Consider the following 14,480-nt stretch of genomic DNA (forward strand, 5'->3'; position numbering starts at 1 on the left):
TGGCGTCAGGACAGGCGTTCGATGCGAAGCGGAAACTCGCCGCGCGTCAGCAGCGGCTCGATGGCGCCATCAATGCGACCGAGCCGGATGAGATCTCTCGTTGAGATGTAATCGCCGTGGAAGAAGGCAAGATTGCCCCACGGGATGTAGTAGCAGAGGTCGCCTGCAGCCGCGTTGGGGAAAGATCCTCTTGCTTCAAGATGGAGCTTGCGCGGCAGATAGGCGATTTTCTCGTTGGAGAAATCCGAGAACGTCAGATCCAGCGGAAGCATCGAGGCGAAGTCACGGGCAGACGGATTATCATTTAGTGTCACCGTAAAGTCGTGATCGGCGAAGATGAAACGTGCCTTCATGTGTGTCTGCTCCTTAGCCCATGCGAGATGCGGCAAGGCCGCGCCGACGATACCCGCGCCGAGCAGAGTGCGGCGCGTCATCGAGGTGGCTTGCCGTTTCATTTCGAACGCTCCCAATCCATCCACGCCGCAAGACCTGCCGCCGACGATCCAAGCAGGAGAATGGCTGCCAATGCGAACGAACTCCACCATCCGCTCCAGTCGAACAGGAATCCGCCAGCAGCCGCGCCGACGGTAATGGCAAACTGGATGACGGCGACCTGCAAGCCCCCGCCTGCCTCTGCATCATCGTGGAGCACCTTGCTCAACCAGGTTCCCCAGCCGACGGGCGCGGCGGTGCCAAAGAAGCCCCAGGCAATCAGGAGAGCGGCAACGGCAATCTTCGCCGAGCCGAATGCAATCAGCATTGCAGCTATCGCTGCCATGACAAGGGGAATACCAACCACGATCGGGTAAAGGCGCGTCGAAAGCAGCGAACTGATGCTCCAGGTTCCTACCACGCCGGCGAGTCCCATTAACAAGAGCACCAAAGACAGGGCCGAAACGGAGTAGCCGGAAACGGACTCGAGGAAGGGTCTGAGATAGGTGAAGAGCGCAAATTGCCCCATGAACAGCAGCAGGATTGCTGTCATGCCGATCGCGACTTGTCTGCGCTTGAGCAGGCGGAAAACATTGCCGGCGGCGCTACGTCGGCGAGGCGGCAGCGAGGGCATGCTCAGCCACTGCCAGACAAGCGCGATCAGGGCCAAAGGCACCACGAAGAAAAATGCTCCGCGCCATCCAATGTAGTCGCCCAGAAAGCTGCCCAGCGGTGCGGATATCGTCGCCGCAATCGCGTTCCCAGCGTTCAATATCGCAAGCCCCTTCGGCACAGCGGTGGCGGGCAGGAGGCGCATGACAATTGCGGTGGACATCGACCAGAAGCCGCCAATTGCAATCCCAAGCAGTGCACGACCGATCATCAGGACTGTGTAGTTCGGGGCAAATGTGACGATGAGGCCTGAAGCGACCAGCAAGACCGAGAACGATGACAGGACAACCTTGCGATCGATGCTCCGGGTGATCCCTGCAATGAACAGGCTCGTCACCACGGCGAACAGCCCGGATATCGAAATTGCCTGTCCTGCCTGGCCTTCCGTCATGACAAGATCGCTTGCAATCGGCGTCAGGAGACTGACGGGCATGAACTCTGAAGCGATCAGTACCGCGACACAAAGTGCCATGGAGACGACGGCACCCCAGGCCGCGGCGGGTCTCGTCAGTGTCTCTTCGTACATCACGTGGGTCATTAGTTTCGCCCTTCAGTTCTGCGAGTTTTCTCCCGTGCGAAGCTGACTAGCACGACGGAAGAAATCGAATTAGCCGACATCGTTCGCTTGCATTAATCGAAGAGGCCCATAAATCCGCGAACCAGGGAAGCGTGTGGTGGGGGCGCCGAACTATGCCGCCGCCACCACGCATGCTTGCTTCCTGTTCCTAGCGCGAGCCGAGCAATTCAATGATTGCACGCCGCTCTTCCACGTTGTTGAAGCGTTGCGTCATGCGCGTGCCCCGGACCATCGCGCCCGGGTTTGTCAGGAACGTATCCAGCGTTTCCGCCGTCCACGTCACTCCGGAAGCCTTGAGGGCGGGTGAATATTTGAAGCTCTCGTCACTTCCGGCGGTCCTTCCGATAACGCCCTGCAGATGGGGCCCAACGCCGTTGCGAGTGGTGGCAAGCTGATGGCATGCACCGCAGCGTTGCTGGAACAGCCGCTCGCCTCGTGCGGCATCAGTCTCCTGGGAATAGGCAGGCCTAACACCACCGGCCACGATGAGAGAAGCCAAGGAGGCCAGAACGAACGTCTTCAACCGTCAACCTCCTTGAGATCGAGTTTGGACATAGGCAGGCTTCGGACACGATTGCCGGCGAGGACTGAGAGGGCATTGGCTACGGCCGGCGGAACGCCGGGCAGACCTGGCTCGCCAATACCACCCATGGGCGCACCGCTCTCGACGATCCGGACATGAACCCGCGGCATGCGGTCTAGCGTTAGGATCTGATAGCCGTCGTAGTTTCGTGCTTGCGGCACGCCGTCTACGTAGACGACTTCCTCAAGCAGCGCCGATGAAAGTCCAAGGGCAACGGCCGAGTTCATCTGCGCTTCGATAATTGCAGGATTGACGATGCTGCCGGGATCGATCGCCACCCAAACGTCATGCACGGCGATTTCACCATCGCGCAACGACACCTCGGCGATCGTCGCCACTTCGCTGCCAAACGGCGAGGCCATGGCGACGCCTCTCGCGCGCCGGGTGCCGTCTTCGGCAGCGAACGGTCCACGCTTCCACCCGCCGGAGAGATCAGCCACGGCCTCCAGCAGCGTCTTGTGACGTGGACTTCCGGCCAGGAGACGCAGGCGCAGCTCATAAGGATCCTGCTGACCTGCATCCGCCATCTCGTCGAAGAACGTTTCGTAGAAAAAGTCGTTCATCGAATGGCCGACAGAACGCCAGAAGCCGATGATCGCGGGGTCGTCAACATGGATCTGGCCGACACGTCGGTTGGGGATCGCGTAGACCTTGCCGGCGATCCCCTCGACGGCGGAACTGTCGACCTTGTCGGGTTGGCGACCGAACCACCGGCCCGTGGGCCCCTCTCCGACCGCAACGGCTGAGAGCGCCACTGGCGTGCCGCTGGCATCAAGTCCGCCGCGGAAACGAACCGCAGCCATCGGCCGGAGCGCATCGCGCAGGAATTCTTCCTCACGGCTCCAGAGCAGCTTGACCGGACGTCCAACCGCCTTGGCAAGCAGGATCGCCTGGGGATAAGGGTTCGCCGTCTGATAGAGAAAGTGCCGTCCGAAGAAACCGCCCAGCATCGGTGAGTGGATGATGACCTTCTCCGGTGCAATGCCTGCGACCTTCGCGGCATCGACCTGGAACATCTCCGGTGCCTGGTTGGGGAGCCATAGCTCGAGAGTGCCATCCTCGTTCCAGCGCGCGAGCGCCGATGGCGGTTCAAGCTGTCCATGCACGAGATAGGGTGCGTCATAGACCGCTTCGACCACACGCGCCGCTCCCGCAAGCGCGCCAGCCGCATCGCCCTCCGTTTCGAAGGCCACGCCGTCGCCGGATGTGACTTTCAACTTCGCCATATGCGCTTCGGACGAGAAGTCCGCCGGCATCGGGTGCGACACCCCGGAAGCAGCCTCTGTCCAACTCACCTGCAAAGCCTCGACAGCGCGGCGCGCACGCCACCAACTGTCGGCGACCACTGCAACAGCGCCGGGTAGCTTATGGATGGAGTGAACGCCAGGCATGCCTCGCACGTCCGCTTCGTTCTGCATTACCTCGGGCTCGCCGCCCAGGCGCGGGCTGTGCTGGACGGCCGCATGGAGCATGCCGTCGATCGTCTGGTCGATCGAGTACTTCGCCTTGCCCGTCGATTTGTCGCGCGCGTCAAGCCGCGCGAAAGGTTTGCCAATCCAGCGGAAATTTGCTCGATCGCGAAGGGTGACATCAGCCGGCAACGGCAAATTTGCTGCGTCGTCGGCTATCTCGCCATAGGGAACTGAGCGACCGGAAGCGGCGTGGACCACTCTTCCCGGTTCCGTCGAAAGCTCGGACGCCGGCACGCCAAGCTTTGCCGCGGCCGCCTGCAGCAGCATATGCCGAGCAGATGCACCGAGCTTGCGCATCGTGTCATAGCTCATGCGGACCGACATGCTGCCACCCGTGAACCGCCCACCGCCTGTCAGGAGATAATCCGGGCCGGGGGGAGCGCCTTCCACGACGAAGTTCGCCGGGTCGACGTCCAGCTCCTCGCCGACGATCTGCGCCATGGCGGTAAAGATCCCCTGTCCTCCTTCGATGAAGGCACTGCGGAAAAGAACCGTGCTGTCGGGCCGGATTTCCAGGAATGCCGCGACCCGGGAGCCAGGCGTGACGGGCGTGGGAGCGGCCGCAAGCGCGCGGGTCCGGCCCGCCGGGAGTGTGACTCCGAGAACAAGCGCGCCGAGCGATGCGCCAAGAAAGCCGCGTCGTGATACCTTGAAGGGCTTGCCGTTCTCGCTGGCTTGAACCTCGGGATTGATGGGTGTCATGTCGTTCATGGTGCACCTCCGATCAAGCTTGCGCGGCATCGCGGACAGCCGCCGCGATCGCGTTGTAGGTGCCACAGCGACAGAGGTTGACCATCGCGCCGGCAATGTCCTCGTCCGTCGGCTTTGGCGTTTGCTTCAAAAGCGCCGTGGCCGCCATGACCTGGCCGGACTGGCAGTAGCCGCATTGGGCGACCTGGTTGGCGACCCACGCCTCAACGACCTTCTGTCCTACCGGGTCATCAGCAACTGCCTCGATCGTCATGATGTCGGCGCCGACAACGCTCTCGATGGGCGTGACGCACGACCGTGTCGCCTGTCCGTCTACGAGCACCGTGCAGGCGCCACATTGGGCGAGTCCGCAACCATACTTCGTGCCCGTCATCGCGAGTTCGTCGCGAAGGACCCAAAGCAGCGGTGTGTCGGGTTCGATGTCGACCTGGTGTTTGGTCCCATTGATGGTGAGTTCCATGGCGGTCTCCTTAGCGTGCACGCGACGATCTCGAACGAAACCTGTCTCAGCACAGACGCTAACAAAGGAGACGGCTATGGATTAGACGCCATGCTTCGCTTACATTTATCGACACGCACCATAAATCGACCGAAGCGGAACAAGCGAACATCGATGGCCAAGGAAGACTTCAATGACCTGCTATGGTTCCTCGCCGTTGCCGAGGAGCGCAACTTCACCAAGGCGGCCGCCAAGCTTGGCATAACCCAGTCGACGCTCAGTCATACGATCAAGCGGCTCGAAACCCGGATGGGGCTGAGACTGCTGACTAGGACGACGCGAAGCGTTGCCTTGACTGAAGCCGGGGATCGCTTGTTTCATTCGTTGTCGCCGAGAATATCCGCAATCAGGAGCGATCTGGCGGCACTTACGGCGTTGCGCGACACGCCGTCGGGTACGATCAGAATCACCCTGTCGGATCATGCGCTCGAAACCATCGTCTGGCCCAAGCTGAAGCCGATCCTGTCGAAATATCCTGATATCAAGATTGAGCTCAGTCGTGACAATGGCCTGCGCAACATTGTCGACGACGGCTTCGATGCGGGCGTTCGGCTCGGCGAGAGCATCGAAAAAGACATGATTGCGGTCAGGATCGGGCCCGACTGGCGGATGCTTGCCGTGGCCTCTCCGGAGTATCTTGCAGATCGGTCGATCCCAGAGCACCCGCAGGATTTGATGCAACACGACTGCATCAACATGCGCCAGGCAACCGGCGGAGGTCTCTATATCTGGGAGTTTGAGAAGGACGGCCAGGAGCTTCGCGTCAGAATCGACGGGCAACTCACGTTCAACACGTCCTATCCCATGGTAGACGCCGCGCTTGCAGGTCATGGGATAGCCTTCTTGCCGGAGGATCTGGCGACTGAACATATCGAAGCAGGCCGTTTGGTCGCGCTGCTTTCCGACTGGTCGCCGCCATTCCCCGGCTACTATATCTACTATCCAAGCCGGCATCAGAACTCGCCGGCATTCAAGGTGGTGGTAGACGCCTTGAGATATCAAAGGTCGTAGTTCCGGTGACAGGAAGGATTCGATCCACTTGCTTCGACTGTGACGGGACCGAGTGCTGACGGCCGCCTCGCCTTCCTGCTCTGTGCGCCCGCGGAAGGTACCAGACGGCGACCGGTCGCCGACGCCCGCGCACGAAGTGCATCTGATCGGGCTGCAGCTCCTCCATTGTAGGCGCTAAATTCGCCGCGCTTTGCGCCTGTGCCGCGATCAGCAGATCCTCGCTGACCGCAAGGGAAGTCCCGATGGTGCGCGTCAGCCGTTCGAGCCTGCTCGCAACATTCACCGTGTCGCCCAGCACCGTGTATTCGAGGCGACGCTCGTCTCCGATGTTTCCGACGATGACTTCGCCGTAATGGACGCCGATGCCGACCTCGATTGGGTATTCGCCAGAAGCGAGACGCTGTTCGTTCCACTGCCGGATCTGCTCCAGCATGTCCCGCGCGCAAGCGAGCGCTCGCGCAGCATCGTCCTTCCGGGGACGAGGGGTGCCAAAATGCACCATGATTTCGTCTCCGATGTATTTGTCCACGGTCCCCCCGTGGGCAAAGGCAACCGTCGCCAGACGTGCGTGATACTCCTTCAGCAGCTTGACGAGATCCTCTGGTGCAAGCCCCTCTGAAATCCTGGTGAAGCCCACCATGTCGGCAAAGAGGATTGCGGCCGTCTGGAGCGAAGGCTCTCCAAATCCGCTCGTCCCGCTGGACAACTCGCGGACGATGTTCGGGGAGAAGTATCGCGACAAGGCGCTGCGCTGGGCCTCCGCCGCGACCTGCTTGCGAACAAGCCGGCGCGAGCGCCAAACGGCGATCGCGAGGATAATCGTCACGAGCACCAGGAACATCGTCTGATATGAGAGATTGATCAGGCTCACGGAGCGCGGATCGAGCACCAGCGCGATAATCTCAGCATCACTCAACCCGCCATCGAGCAAATCTCTCCCATATGCGATGGAATCGGGCCGCGTTGCGACCCAGCAGTAGGCGATGTTCCAGACGACGATGGTAACCGCGCCGCTCCAGACGACGAGAGCTGGCGAGTAGCTGAGCGCCATGCTCACCAGGAACACACCCAGATATAGGAAATTCGGCAGGCGAAGATTGAGCTGGGACGTCCAGCCTTCGACAGCGAACGGCGAAGGCGTGACAAAGATGTAGGTCAATATCGCAGCGTCGATGACGACGAACGACCATGTCGCCACTGTCGCAAAGCGACTGCTGCGGGCAAAGCCAAAGGAAAGGGCATTGAGCAGCCCGAAAGCGACGATGGCAGCCACATAAAGACCCGAACGGTCGAGCGGCACGGCAAGGACCGCCCCCAGGGCGAGCGTTCCGAGCGCGACCAGCCGACCCCAGAACATGTAGGCCAGGCCTTCTTTTACTTCGCGATCGATAGCATCGCCGAGCGCCTCCGCGGAGACCAAGGGGCCGACTGCCTTACCTTCGAGGCGACGTCGGGCGCGCCCGAGGAATTGGGCAACGCATCGCAACGTTGTCCTCCAAAGCTTCGACACTGGCTCAAATGGTACTCTCATCGTTCGTCTCGCTGGGTTGTGTGGCTTCGCAGAGATTGCTGGCGGTCAACGATCAGCCTGGGAGAGACAGTATCTCCGATCTGGCTACGCGATTAGCGCCGGAAATGCGCATGCGCTTATGGAGTGGATCGATCAGTCGCCTGATGAGCGCCCCTTCGCCGAACGGCACTCATGAACTGCGCCCATGACGGCAAGCGAACCAACAGAGGTAATCGGATGCGTTTCGACCGGTTATATTGGTCGGCATCGAACGGCTTGAGCAGAAGTGCCCCTCAAGCCCGAGCATGCCGCTCCGGAAACAGCGAGCCGGTGCCAACAGTCGAGAGACCGAAAGAATGTCGACGATCAATCGTCAAATCGTTGCGCTCTTGCTAGCGGTCTTTTTTGTCGCATTGCCCACCATGTCCTTTGCTCAAACAAAGGATCTCAGCTCGCCTTCAGTGATCGGCACGGTCGTGCGGTTCACCGGTGGTGCGACGACGTTGGACGTAACGGTAGGCGAGGACAGTCCAGCAGTGCGCGACTTCCTTTCGATGCTCCCGCTCACACTCGAGCTTGAGGAATTCGCCGGCCGTGAAAAGATCAGCTACCTTCCCCGCAAGCTCAAGCATAGCGGCTCGCCCGGATCCGACCCCGAAGACGGCGATCTCATCTACTTTGTCCCATGGGGGAACCTCGGCTTCTACTACAATACAGCCGGGATCGATTACTCGGACCAGACGCTTCACATCGGGACCTACAAGGCCTCGCTCGGTACGCTCAACAAGCTGACTGGGCAGCCGGTAACCGTCGAGATCCTTCAGTAACCGGGAACTCGAAGCAGCCCACAGCGCGTTCACATCGGCTTGTGCTGCAGATCACCCTGATCGCAACGCACTCGGCAAGTGCGACATCCGCTTCTTAGTGCGCGTCCCGTTCCGACGACTGGCGGCGGCATGGAGTCGCCTGCGTTTCACCCAACACCGGCGCCGAACCGGCAATGACAAAATGGAGACAAGCTATGACTGACGACCACAGCCTTGAAATGCAACCCCCCGAATCCGACCTCGACGTCGACCGCCGGAACTTGCTCAAGGCGGCCGGGGTCGGCGTGGCGGCCCTCAGTGCGATGTCGATCCTCAATATCCCCTTCGCAGGAGCGCAAGATATGTCCAAAGGTGCCGATAATTTCTACAAGAGCGACCGCGTGACGGGCGAAAAGGTGACGTTCAAAACGCAGTACCAACTCAACGTCGCAGGCAACCTGTTCCTGCCGAACAACCTCGACCGTGCCATGCGTCATCCGGCAATCGTTGTCGGACACCCGATGGGTGCCGTGAAAGAGCAGAGCGCCACCCTTTACGCAATGAAGATGGCCGAAAAGGGCTTCGTGGCGATGGCGATCGACCTCCCCTTCTGGGGTGAGAGCGAGGGCGAACCTCGCAATGCCGTGTCGCCTGACCTCTACGCGGAGGCCTTCAGCGCAGCGGTCGACTTCCTCGGCACTCGACCCTTTGTCGATCGCGAGCGCATCGGCGGCATCGGCGTTTGCGGCAGCGGCAGCTTCATCATCAGCGCGGCGAAAATCGATCCCCGTCTGAAGGCTATCGCGACGGTCAGCATGTACGACATGGGTGCCGCCAACCGCGACGCTCTGAACAAGTCGTTATCAGTTGAGCAGCGCAAGGAGATCATTTCTGCGGCGGCGCAGAAGCGCTACGCCGAATTCGAAGGCGGCGCGATCGAGGTTGCCGGCGGCACGGATCTTGAACTGACTGCGACGACCCACCCCATTCAACGCGAATTCTACGACTTCTATCGCACGCCGCGCGGTGAATATACCCCGGCTGGCGCGTCTGGTCAGAGGACGACGAAGCCGACGGTCACCAGCAACACCAAGTTCATGAACTTCTATCCGTTCAACGACATCGAGACCATCTCTCCGCGTCCGATGCTCTTCATCTCTGGCGATCAGGCACATTCGAAGCAGTTCAGCCAGGACGCCTACAATCGCGGCGCCGAACCAAAGGAATTGCTGTGGGTCCAGGGAGCCGGCCATGTCGACCTCTACGATCGCGTAGACCTGATCCCATTTGATAAGCTGCGCTCGTTCTTCGGTCAGCACCTCGCATAGCATGGATATCAGCGAGGGCGGCAACGTTCGATCGACCGTGCCGCCTTCATTTGCCAGTCGCCCGCACCTGGTGGCCAAGGACTAAGGACCGTTGCGCGCGTCGCCATCGGCAGTCGGGGACACAGACCGCGACCCGCAAATTCCTTCTCCAAGGCTCTGTTTTCCGAGTTCTTCGGAGCCCACTTCCCTGCGTTTTCACAAATGATCGACTCGATACCGCTCTGTAGTTTGGCCGACGCGCGGAAGCGGCGCGATCCAATCTAAGTCGGCACATTCTCGCGGGCTATTCGCGCGGCTTCCTTCTCCGCTCGGTAAGCGTGTTCCATGCGGTCGATCTTCATCGATCGCAAGCGCCCGGTGGAGCGGAGGAAGAGCAACATCGCCTCGACGTCGTCGCTGCCACCGGGAGGCTCGCTGGGGACAACAGGGCGTCGGGCCAACTTCTGCGTCCAGTAGCGGATCTCGCGCTCGGCCGGAGGGTAATAGGTGCCAAGTCGATAGAGCCGGTTGTCCGTCCGAACCCATCGCGGGGGCGGGATTTCGTCCATCTGTACCATGGGAGACGTGTGCCCGTGTTCACCGTCGCCGATATCGGAGTGCCCGAAGAACCATCCGTATAGCCACGGGCGCAGACCGCCCTCGGCCTGCTCCTCGATCAGCCACCCCTCAATGATAGGAGCGGCATCGTACTCGGCAGCCGTCGGCCGAGCGGCTACGAACGGGTCTGCCTCGGGGCAGTAAGTATCGTGGGCATCGAAAGGGCTTTCGAAAGGAACGCCCTTGCCGAACTCCCCATCAGCATGCTCAGTACAGACTACCTTCCACAGGCCACTGAAGTTGTTCAGGCGCCCACGGCGCCCGCAGATTTCGCAGATGTGAAAGGAGCGCGTCGATGCCAGCCGGTGGGCATCGTCGATCGCACGGCGAGCATCAGGTGCGACGTCTGCCGTGGCATAGTGCATGTGCAGCCCCCCCATCTTCTCCTTCACCTGCTGGAGCATGAACGTCCCTCCTGCAGCCATGGCTTTGTCAGCGTCGCCCAAGAATGCGTGCAAGATGCCCAGCCACCCATCGTCGCATGAGGCCGCCAATGGACGGTCGTCGAACCCCAGGTGCGGGTATAGATCGCGTAGACCGGTGATCAGGCTCATGGCTCGAATCCCTTCTTTCTCACGCTTCGAGCAGGATTTCCGCGGACAAGTTGGCCCAGCTCACTCTTGCGCCCTTGTCCAACGATGATGCGATCGCCCGGATACGGTTTGAAGCCGATAGCATCGAGAGCCTCGCCAAGGCTCTCTCCCTGACATGCAGCGGTAACAAGCTCGGCAAGATCCTTCAGGGAGATCACCACTGCCATGTCTTCGTTTGTCTTGGGACCGCCGATGAGCTGAGGGATACCGTTTCGGGCCTTCCGGAGCACTGCGCTCAGTTCGTCCCGTGCCCTTCTGACCGTTAAGGGCTCCCCGCCGATCTGAACGATCGTCTCTACAAGGCCGTCCGCGATCTCCTGCCTGCTGGCGTTGCGGGATTGGTGAACCTGTTTGAGTATTCTGGCGTCCATGTTCTCCGCACTTCCGATCGGGGTTGGGGAAAGTGGCCATAAGCCTTTCACGGGCTGTGTGACGGTTGACCGAACCACCGACGTGCTCACGATTTCGTAATGCCTCCTAGAGCACGCCCCTTGATTCCCCGAACGGCTGCCTCGACCACCTCGATCGGCAATGGTCCCAGCATCCATCACCACGACGTCCGGAAGAAAACTCGGGCCAAGCCTTCGGCTTGACTGGAGATCGCTCACGACAAAAGGGGCCGCACCCGCCGCTGCAAAAGCCGCCTCAAGGCTCGCCGCAGTTTCCGCAAGGTCGATGACGACGACGGTCACATTACGAAGATCCGTCTTCAGAACGCGCATCGAGCCCTCCATTTGAATCCTTGATCTAGGACACGCTCTAACCGGAAGCAGTTTCCACTCCGTTCGGGCGTTGGCATCGGAGGGTTCACCCACGGGCCGGCAGGATCGCCATCGCGGTGGCGATGCCCTCCCCGACGGCTTCTGGAAGACACGACGTCAACCGAACCTTCACCCGTTGCAGCGCCGCATTTGCTATCCCCCGCGTTCTATCTTGAGGGCACGATGGTTGACCGCCTCCGTAGCAAGGGAGAGGACTCGATCCCGCTCGTCAGAGAGCATTTTCAGGACTCGATCATACTGAACGCCGACAATATCAACGACCTCATTCTCGAAGCGTTCAGGCAACGGCGTGTCGATGAGATCTTGGACGGTCCCCAAGAAGATAGGATGCGAGCCGAACCCGTAAGTGCCGACCATTCGTCGAGCGAGTGACGTCGCACGCTCGATATCGCTGCCCATGACGCCGCCCGATCCAACAGACCTATCCCCGAACACCGCGGCCTCTGCCGCCATTCCGGCAAGAGACACCGCAATGCGATTGCGAAGGCTCGTTTCTGTCGGGAGATTGTCCTCTGTCAGCTCGTAGGTAGCCATGCCACCAAGGTACCCCGAAGCCGATGGATCGAACGAGTCCTTGATTTCGATCGTGGCGCTCGTCGCGTACCCGACTGAAAGTGAGACCAAGGCATGACCGGCCTCGTGCACCGCGAGGCGGAGCAACTCTTCCGGCGTATAGCTTATCCTTTCGGGAAGCTGAGCTCTGAGGTCTTTCAGTTCCAGCTCTCGATCCTCGTCCCGTGCCTTCTTCCGCGCATCCCGAACGAGCTGTTCCAGCGCAGAACCGGACTTGCCTTCCAGATGTTCGGCTATCTCCGCCAGCAATTCGAGCGGGAAGCTGCCTTCTGCATGGTAGTTCAAGATCTCGGCTCGCGTGTTTTTGTCCGGAAGCGGCAGCGTGAAATGATGCTCCAGTCGACCGGCGCGCTTGACTGCTGGGTCGATGCAGTCCGGGAAGTTTGTGGCGCCAATCACTATGACGCCCTCGCCCAGGGTGGATAGAAGGTTTAGAAACTCGTTCAGAACGATTCGCCAATAGTGGCTGTTGCTGTCGCCGGCGGAACTGGCTGACCGCGAGCCGATGCTGTCGATTTCGTCTATGAAGAGCACTGCGCCTCGACCGTCGTTCGCGTCCTCGAAACAGGTCCTCATCGCCCGCAGCGTGTCATCAAGATGTCCCGCCGACTGCCATTCTCCAATGGTCGTGGGGATCAGCCTCACGCCCAGCGCTTTCGCCAGTGCGGATGCAAAGAACGTCTTGCCTGTACCCGGTGAGCCGGAGAGAAGCGCACTGCTACCGACCTCCTTCCACGGCAGCGTCGCGGCTCGCCATAGCGCGACGTCGGAACGCAGTCTTTTGGCCCAGAGCTTCGCTTCTTGATATCCGGGCAGTTCGAAGAGGTTCGGGCCCTCTATGTCAGGACGTTCCAGCTCTTCGAGGAGGTAGACCTCCTGAGTCCCAAGGTCCTTTTTGAGGATTGCCGCAATCACGATTTTTTGCGGTTTCCCAACGAGCAGAAGAGCGTGTTCTTCCGAAATCGGAGGTCTCCCCGAAAGCCGTCGCGCCGCATGAATGTGACTATGAGCCGGGAGCTCGACAAACATCTGCGCGAGAGCCGCGAACCAAACGTCCTTTGGAACCTCGTCAATGCTCCTGGCGATCAAGACCGCCAGTCCGTGAAGGCCGAACACTGTTATGGACTCGTTGGAGTTGCCCTTCTTCCTTGGCGGATTGGCCAGGCGCACCCCGGGACGCGGCGCCCACTCATCACTGTCGGCTCCAATCATTGCATACGCAGCGAGTTCATAGTCATGTGCGCGATAGCCGTCAGGAACCACGAAGATGACAAACCCGTCGGAAACAGAACGCAGCGATCGGCCGGCTTTCACTAGCGCCGCGCGCAAGCCCCGGTATGCTAGGTATCTGGACGGTTCTTTGACCAGGTTGCGGAAGCGGTCCCGCGCATCCCGGCTGCTCATATTAGTGTCCCTCACGGACGGAGCCCCCGAGCCGGTACCAGCGGTTCATCGTCCGCGCGAGTCCTAATAGCGGATCGAGATAGTAGAGCTGGCTCGTGATGACCTTGTTCCCGTCCTGCAGACGGGGATGGCCCTGGACAACTCCGCTGAGAGCGTGCGACCAGCCGAGAACCAGTTTGTAGTCGCTTATCTCTGGCGCATGGGCAAGGACAGAGGCCACGTCCAGGGTGCCATCGTCAAGTTTCCTAAGATCATCCAACAGTTGCAATACCGTTGCCGGGCAATCGAATCGAAAGGTCAAGGATGCATTCCTCGTGGTTACATTCTGCTGCGGGGATAACTTACTTGCGGGAAAAGCTATCCCGCAGGGGAGCCACACAAAGGCCCCGTGCTGCCTCCCGTGGGAGAACAGCGCGTCGGCTTGAGGACCAGCCAATTGTCAAAGAGTCTTTTCCCTGCGAATCCTCCGTCTTTATGACGCAGACAAGAAGCCCCCGGCCGCCAACAGACTGAACCGGCTTGGCTATCTCCTAGGAGCCTCGCGGATGTTGCAATTGGCCTCGGCGACCAACCGCCCATCCGGAATACTAGGGGTGGCCGACCACCGTCGCAGCATCCGGATCAGAATGGTAAGAATTCATGTCTTCAGACACCTCGTCCAGGAGCCCCCATAAAGACCCATAGTCAATGCTTTGGGACGCTCTCGTTCCTTCGCAGTTTCTCTGCGCTGTCCCGTTCACCGCGCCGGCTCAATCTTTTGGTCATCCGAGCGCAAAGGATCTCCGGCAGGCTGCAAGCTAGCAGTGCCATCAAGATTCACACACGGTTCACCGTTGTCAGGCGACATGTAAAACTGGTCCGGTAGCGACACCTAAAACTGGTCCCCCTTTCAGACCTTAGGAGGGACTAATGGACGTTGAGACAGGTACG

At 60.2% G+C, this 14,480-nt stretch carries 13 protein-coding genes; 3 read left to right on the top strand and 10 right to left on the bottom strand.

Annotation, left to right across the window (positions count from 1 at the left end):
• Nucleotides 1-5: 5 nt before the first annotated feature.
• The 5 genes from ASD01_RS22575 to ASD01_RS22595 form a co-directional block, all read right to left on the bottom strand.
• Nucleotides 6-455 carry a cyclophilin-like fold protein gene (locus tag ASD01_RS22575; RefSeq protein WP_244495293.1) on the bottom strand — a complete coding sequence of 150 codons (450 nt, stop codon included), beginning with the start codon at nt 453-455 and terminating at the stop codon, nt 6-8.
• Nucleotides 452-1,642: an MFS transporter gene (locus ASD01_RS22580; RefSeq protein ID WP_060644465.1), complete on the bottom strand. Its 1,191-nt coding sequence runs from the start codon at nt 1,640-1,642 to the stop codon at nt 452-454. The genes ASD01_RS22575 and ASD01_RS22580 overlap by 4 nt, the downstream gene beginning before the upstream one ends.
• Nucleotides 1,643-1,829: 187 nt before the next feature.
• Nucleotides 1,830-2,204, bottom strand: a complete 375-nt coding sequence (locus ASD01_RS22585) for a c-type cytochrome (RefSeq protein ID WP_060644466.1) — start codon at nt 2,202-2,204, stop codon at nt 1,830-1,832.
• Nucleotides 2,201-4,447 carry a xanthine dehydrogenase family protein molybdopterin-binding subunit gene (locus tag ASD01_RS22590; protein ID WP_156623691.1) on the bottom strand — a complete coding sequence of 749 codons (2,247 nt, stop codon included), beginning with the start codon at nt 4,445-4,447 and terminating at the stop codon, nt 2,201-2,203. Before ASD01_RS22590 ends, ASD01_RS22585 begins: the two co-directional genes overlap by 4 nt.
• Before the next feature lie 13 nt (nt 4,448-4,460).
• A complete protein-coding gene (locus tag ASD01_RS22595; protein WP_060644467.1) occupies nt 4,461-4,907 on the bottom strand; it encodes a (2Fe-2S)-binding protein in 447 nt (148 codons plus the stop codon).
• A 153-nt stretch (nt 4,908-5,060) separates the two neighbouring features.
• On the opposite strand from ASD01_RS22595, the gene ASD01_RS22600 reads away from it, so the two are divergent.
• Nucleotides 5,061-5,957 (top strand): LysR family transcriptional regulator, encoded by an 897-nt coding sequence (locus ASD01_RS22600; protein ID WP_060644468.1) that lies wholly within the window; start codon nt 5,061-5,063, stop codon nt 5,955-5,957.
• Here ASD01_RS22600 and ASD01_RS22605 read toward each other — a convergent pair.
• Entirely contained in the window at nt 5,917-7,377 is a 1,461-nt protein-coding gene (locus ASD01_RS22605) for an adenylate/guanylate cyclase domain-containing protein (RefSeq protein WP_060644469.1), read from the bottom strand. The genes ASD01_RS22600 and ASD01_RS22605 overlap by 41 nt on opposite strands.
• 446 nt (nt 7,378-7,823) lie before the next feature.
• Between ASD01_RS22605 and ASD01_RS22610 the strand changes: the two genes are divergently transcribed.
• On the top strand, nt 7,824-8,294 hold the full coding sequence (locus tag ASD01_RS22610; RefSeq protein WP_060644479.1) for a cyclophilin-like fold protein: 471 nt from the start codon (nt 7,824-7,826) through the stop codon (nt 8,292-8,294).
• A gap of 194 nt (nt 8,295-8,488) precedes the next feature.
• Nucleotides 8,489-9,601, top strand: a complete 1,113-nt coding sequence (locus ASD01_RS22615; RefSeq protein ID WP_244495294.1) for an alpha/beta hydrolase — start codon at nt 8,489-8,491, stop codon at nt 9,599-9,601.
• Between the two features lie 260 nt (nt 9,602-9,861).
• Here ASD01_RS22615 and ASD01_RS22620 read toward each other — a convergent pair whose 3' ends face one another.
• From ASD01_RS22620 to ASD01_RS22635, 4 genes are all read right to left on the bottom strand, one after another.
• The gene (locus ASD01_RS22620) at nt 9,862-10,752 is read right to left on the bottom strand and encodes a hypothetical protein (protein WP_060644470.1); all 891 of its coding nucleotides are present in this window, start codon (nt 10,750-10,752) and stop codon (nt 9,862-9,864) included.
• The gene (locus ASD01_RS22625; RefSeq protein ID WP_143106298.1) at nt 10,749-11,513 is read right to left on the bottom strand and encodes a hypothetical protein; all 765 of its coding nucleotides are present in this window, start codon (nt 11,511-11,513) and stop codon (nt 10,749-10,751) included. Before ASD01_RS22625 ends, ASD01_RS22620 begins: the two co-directional genes overlap by 4 nt.
• Nucleotides 11,514-11,705: 192 nt before the next feature.
• The gene (locus ASD01_RS22630; RefSeq protein WP_060644472.1) at nt 11,706-13,550 is read right to left on the bottom strand and encodes an AAA family ATPase; all 1,845 of its coding nucleotides are present in this window, start codon (nt 13,548-13,550) and stop codon (nt 11,706-11,708) included.
• A 1-nt stretch (nt 13,551) separates the two neighbouring features.
• Nucleotides 13,552-13,851 carry a DUF6634 family protein gene (locus ASD01_RS22635; RefSeq protein WP_156623692.1) on the bottom strand — a complete coding sequence of 100 codons (300 nt, stop codon included), beginning with the start codon at nt 13,849-13,851 and terminating at the stop codon, nt 13,552-13,554.
• Nucleotides 13,852-14,480: the final 629 nt, after the last annotated feature.

Source organism: Ensifer sp. Root423 (assembly GCF_001426275.1).
In the GTDB taxonomy this organism is placed as follows: domain Bacteria; phylum Pseudomonadota; class Alphaproteobacteria; order Rhizobiales; family Rhizobiaceae; genus Ensifer; species Ensifer adhaerens.

Bases quoted from the DNA above. Each gene is read 5' to 3' on its own strand.
- ASD01_RS22620 (WP_060644470.1), bottom strand. From the start codon at position 10,752: ATGAGCCTGATCACCGGTCTACGCGATCTATACCCGCACCTGGGGTTC.
- ASD01_RS22595 (WP_060644467.1), bottom strand. From the start codon at position 4,907: ATGGAACTCACCATCAATGGGACCAAACACCAGGTCGACATCGAACCC.
- ASD01_RS22600 (WP_060644468.1), top strand. From the start codon at position 5,061: ATGGCCAAGGAAGACTTCAATGACCTGCTATGGTTCCTCGCCGTTGCC.
- ASD01_RS22630 (WP_060644472.1), bottom strand. From the start codon at position 13,550: ATGAGCAGCCGGGATGCGCGGGACCGCTTCCGCAACCTGGTCAAAGAA.
- ASD01_RS22590 (WP_156623691.1), bottom strand. From the start codon at position 4,447: ATGAACGACATGACACCCATCAATCCCGAGGTTCAAGCCAGCGAGAAC.
- ASD01_RS22580 (WP_060644465.1), bottom strand. From the start codon at position 1,642: ATGACCCACGTGATGTACGAAGAGACACTGACGAGACCCGCCGCGGCC.
- ASD01_RS22615 (WP_244495294.1), top strand. From the start codon at position 8,489: ATGACTGACGACCACAGCCTTGAAATGCAACCCCCCGAATCCGACCTC.
- ASD01_RS22625 (WP_143106298.1), bottom strand. From the start codon at position 11,513: ATGCGCGTTCTGAAGACGGATCTTCGTAATGTGACCGTCGTCGTCATC.
- ASD01_RS22575 (WP_244495293.1), bottom strand. From the start codon at position 455: ATGAAACGGCAAGCCACCTCGATGACGCGCCGCACTCTGCTCGGCGCG.
- ASD01_RS22610 (WP_060644479.1), top strand. From the start codon at position 7,824: ATGTCGACGATCAATCGTCAAATCGTTGCGCTCTTGCTAGCGGTCTTT.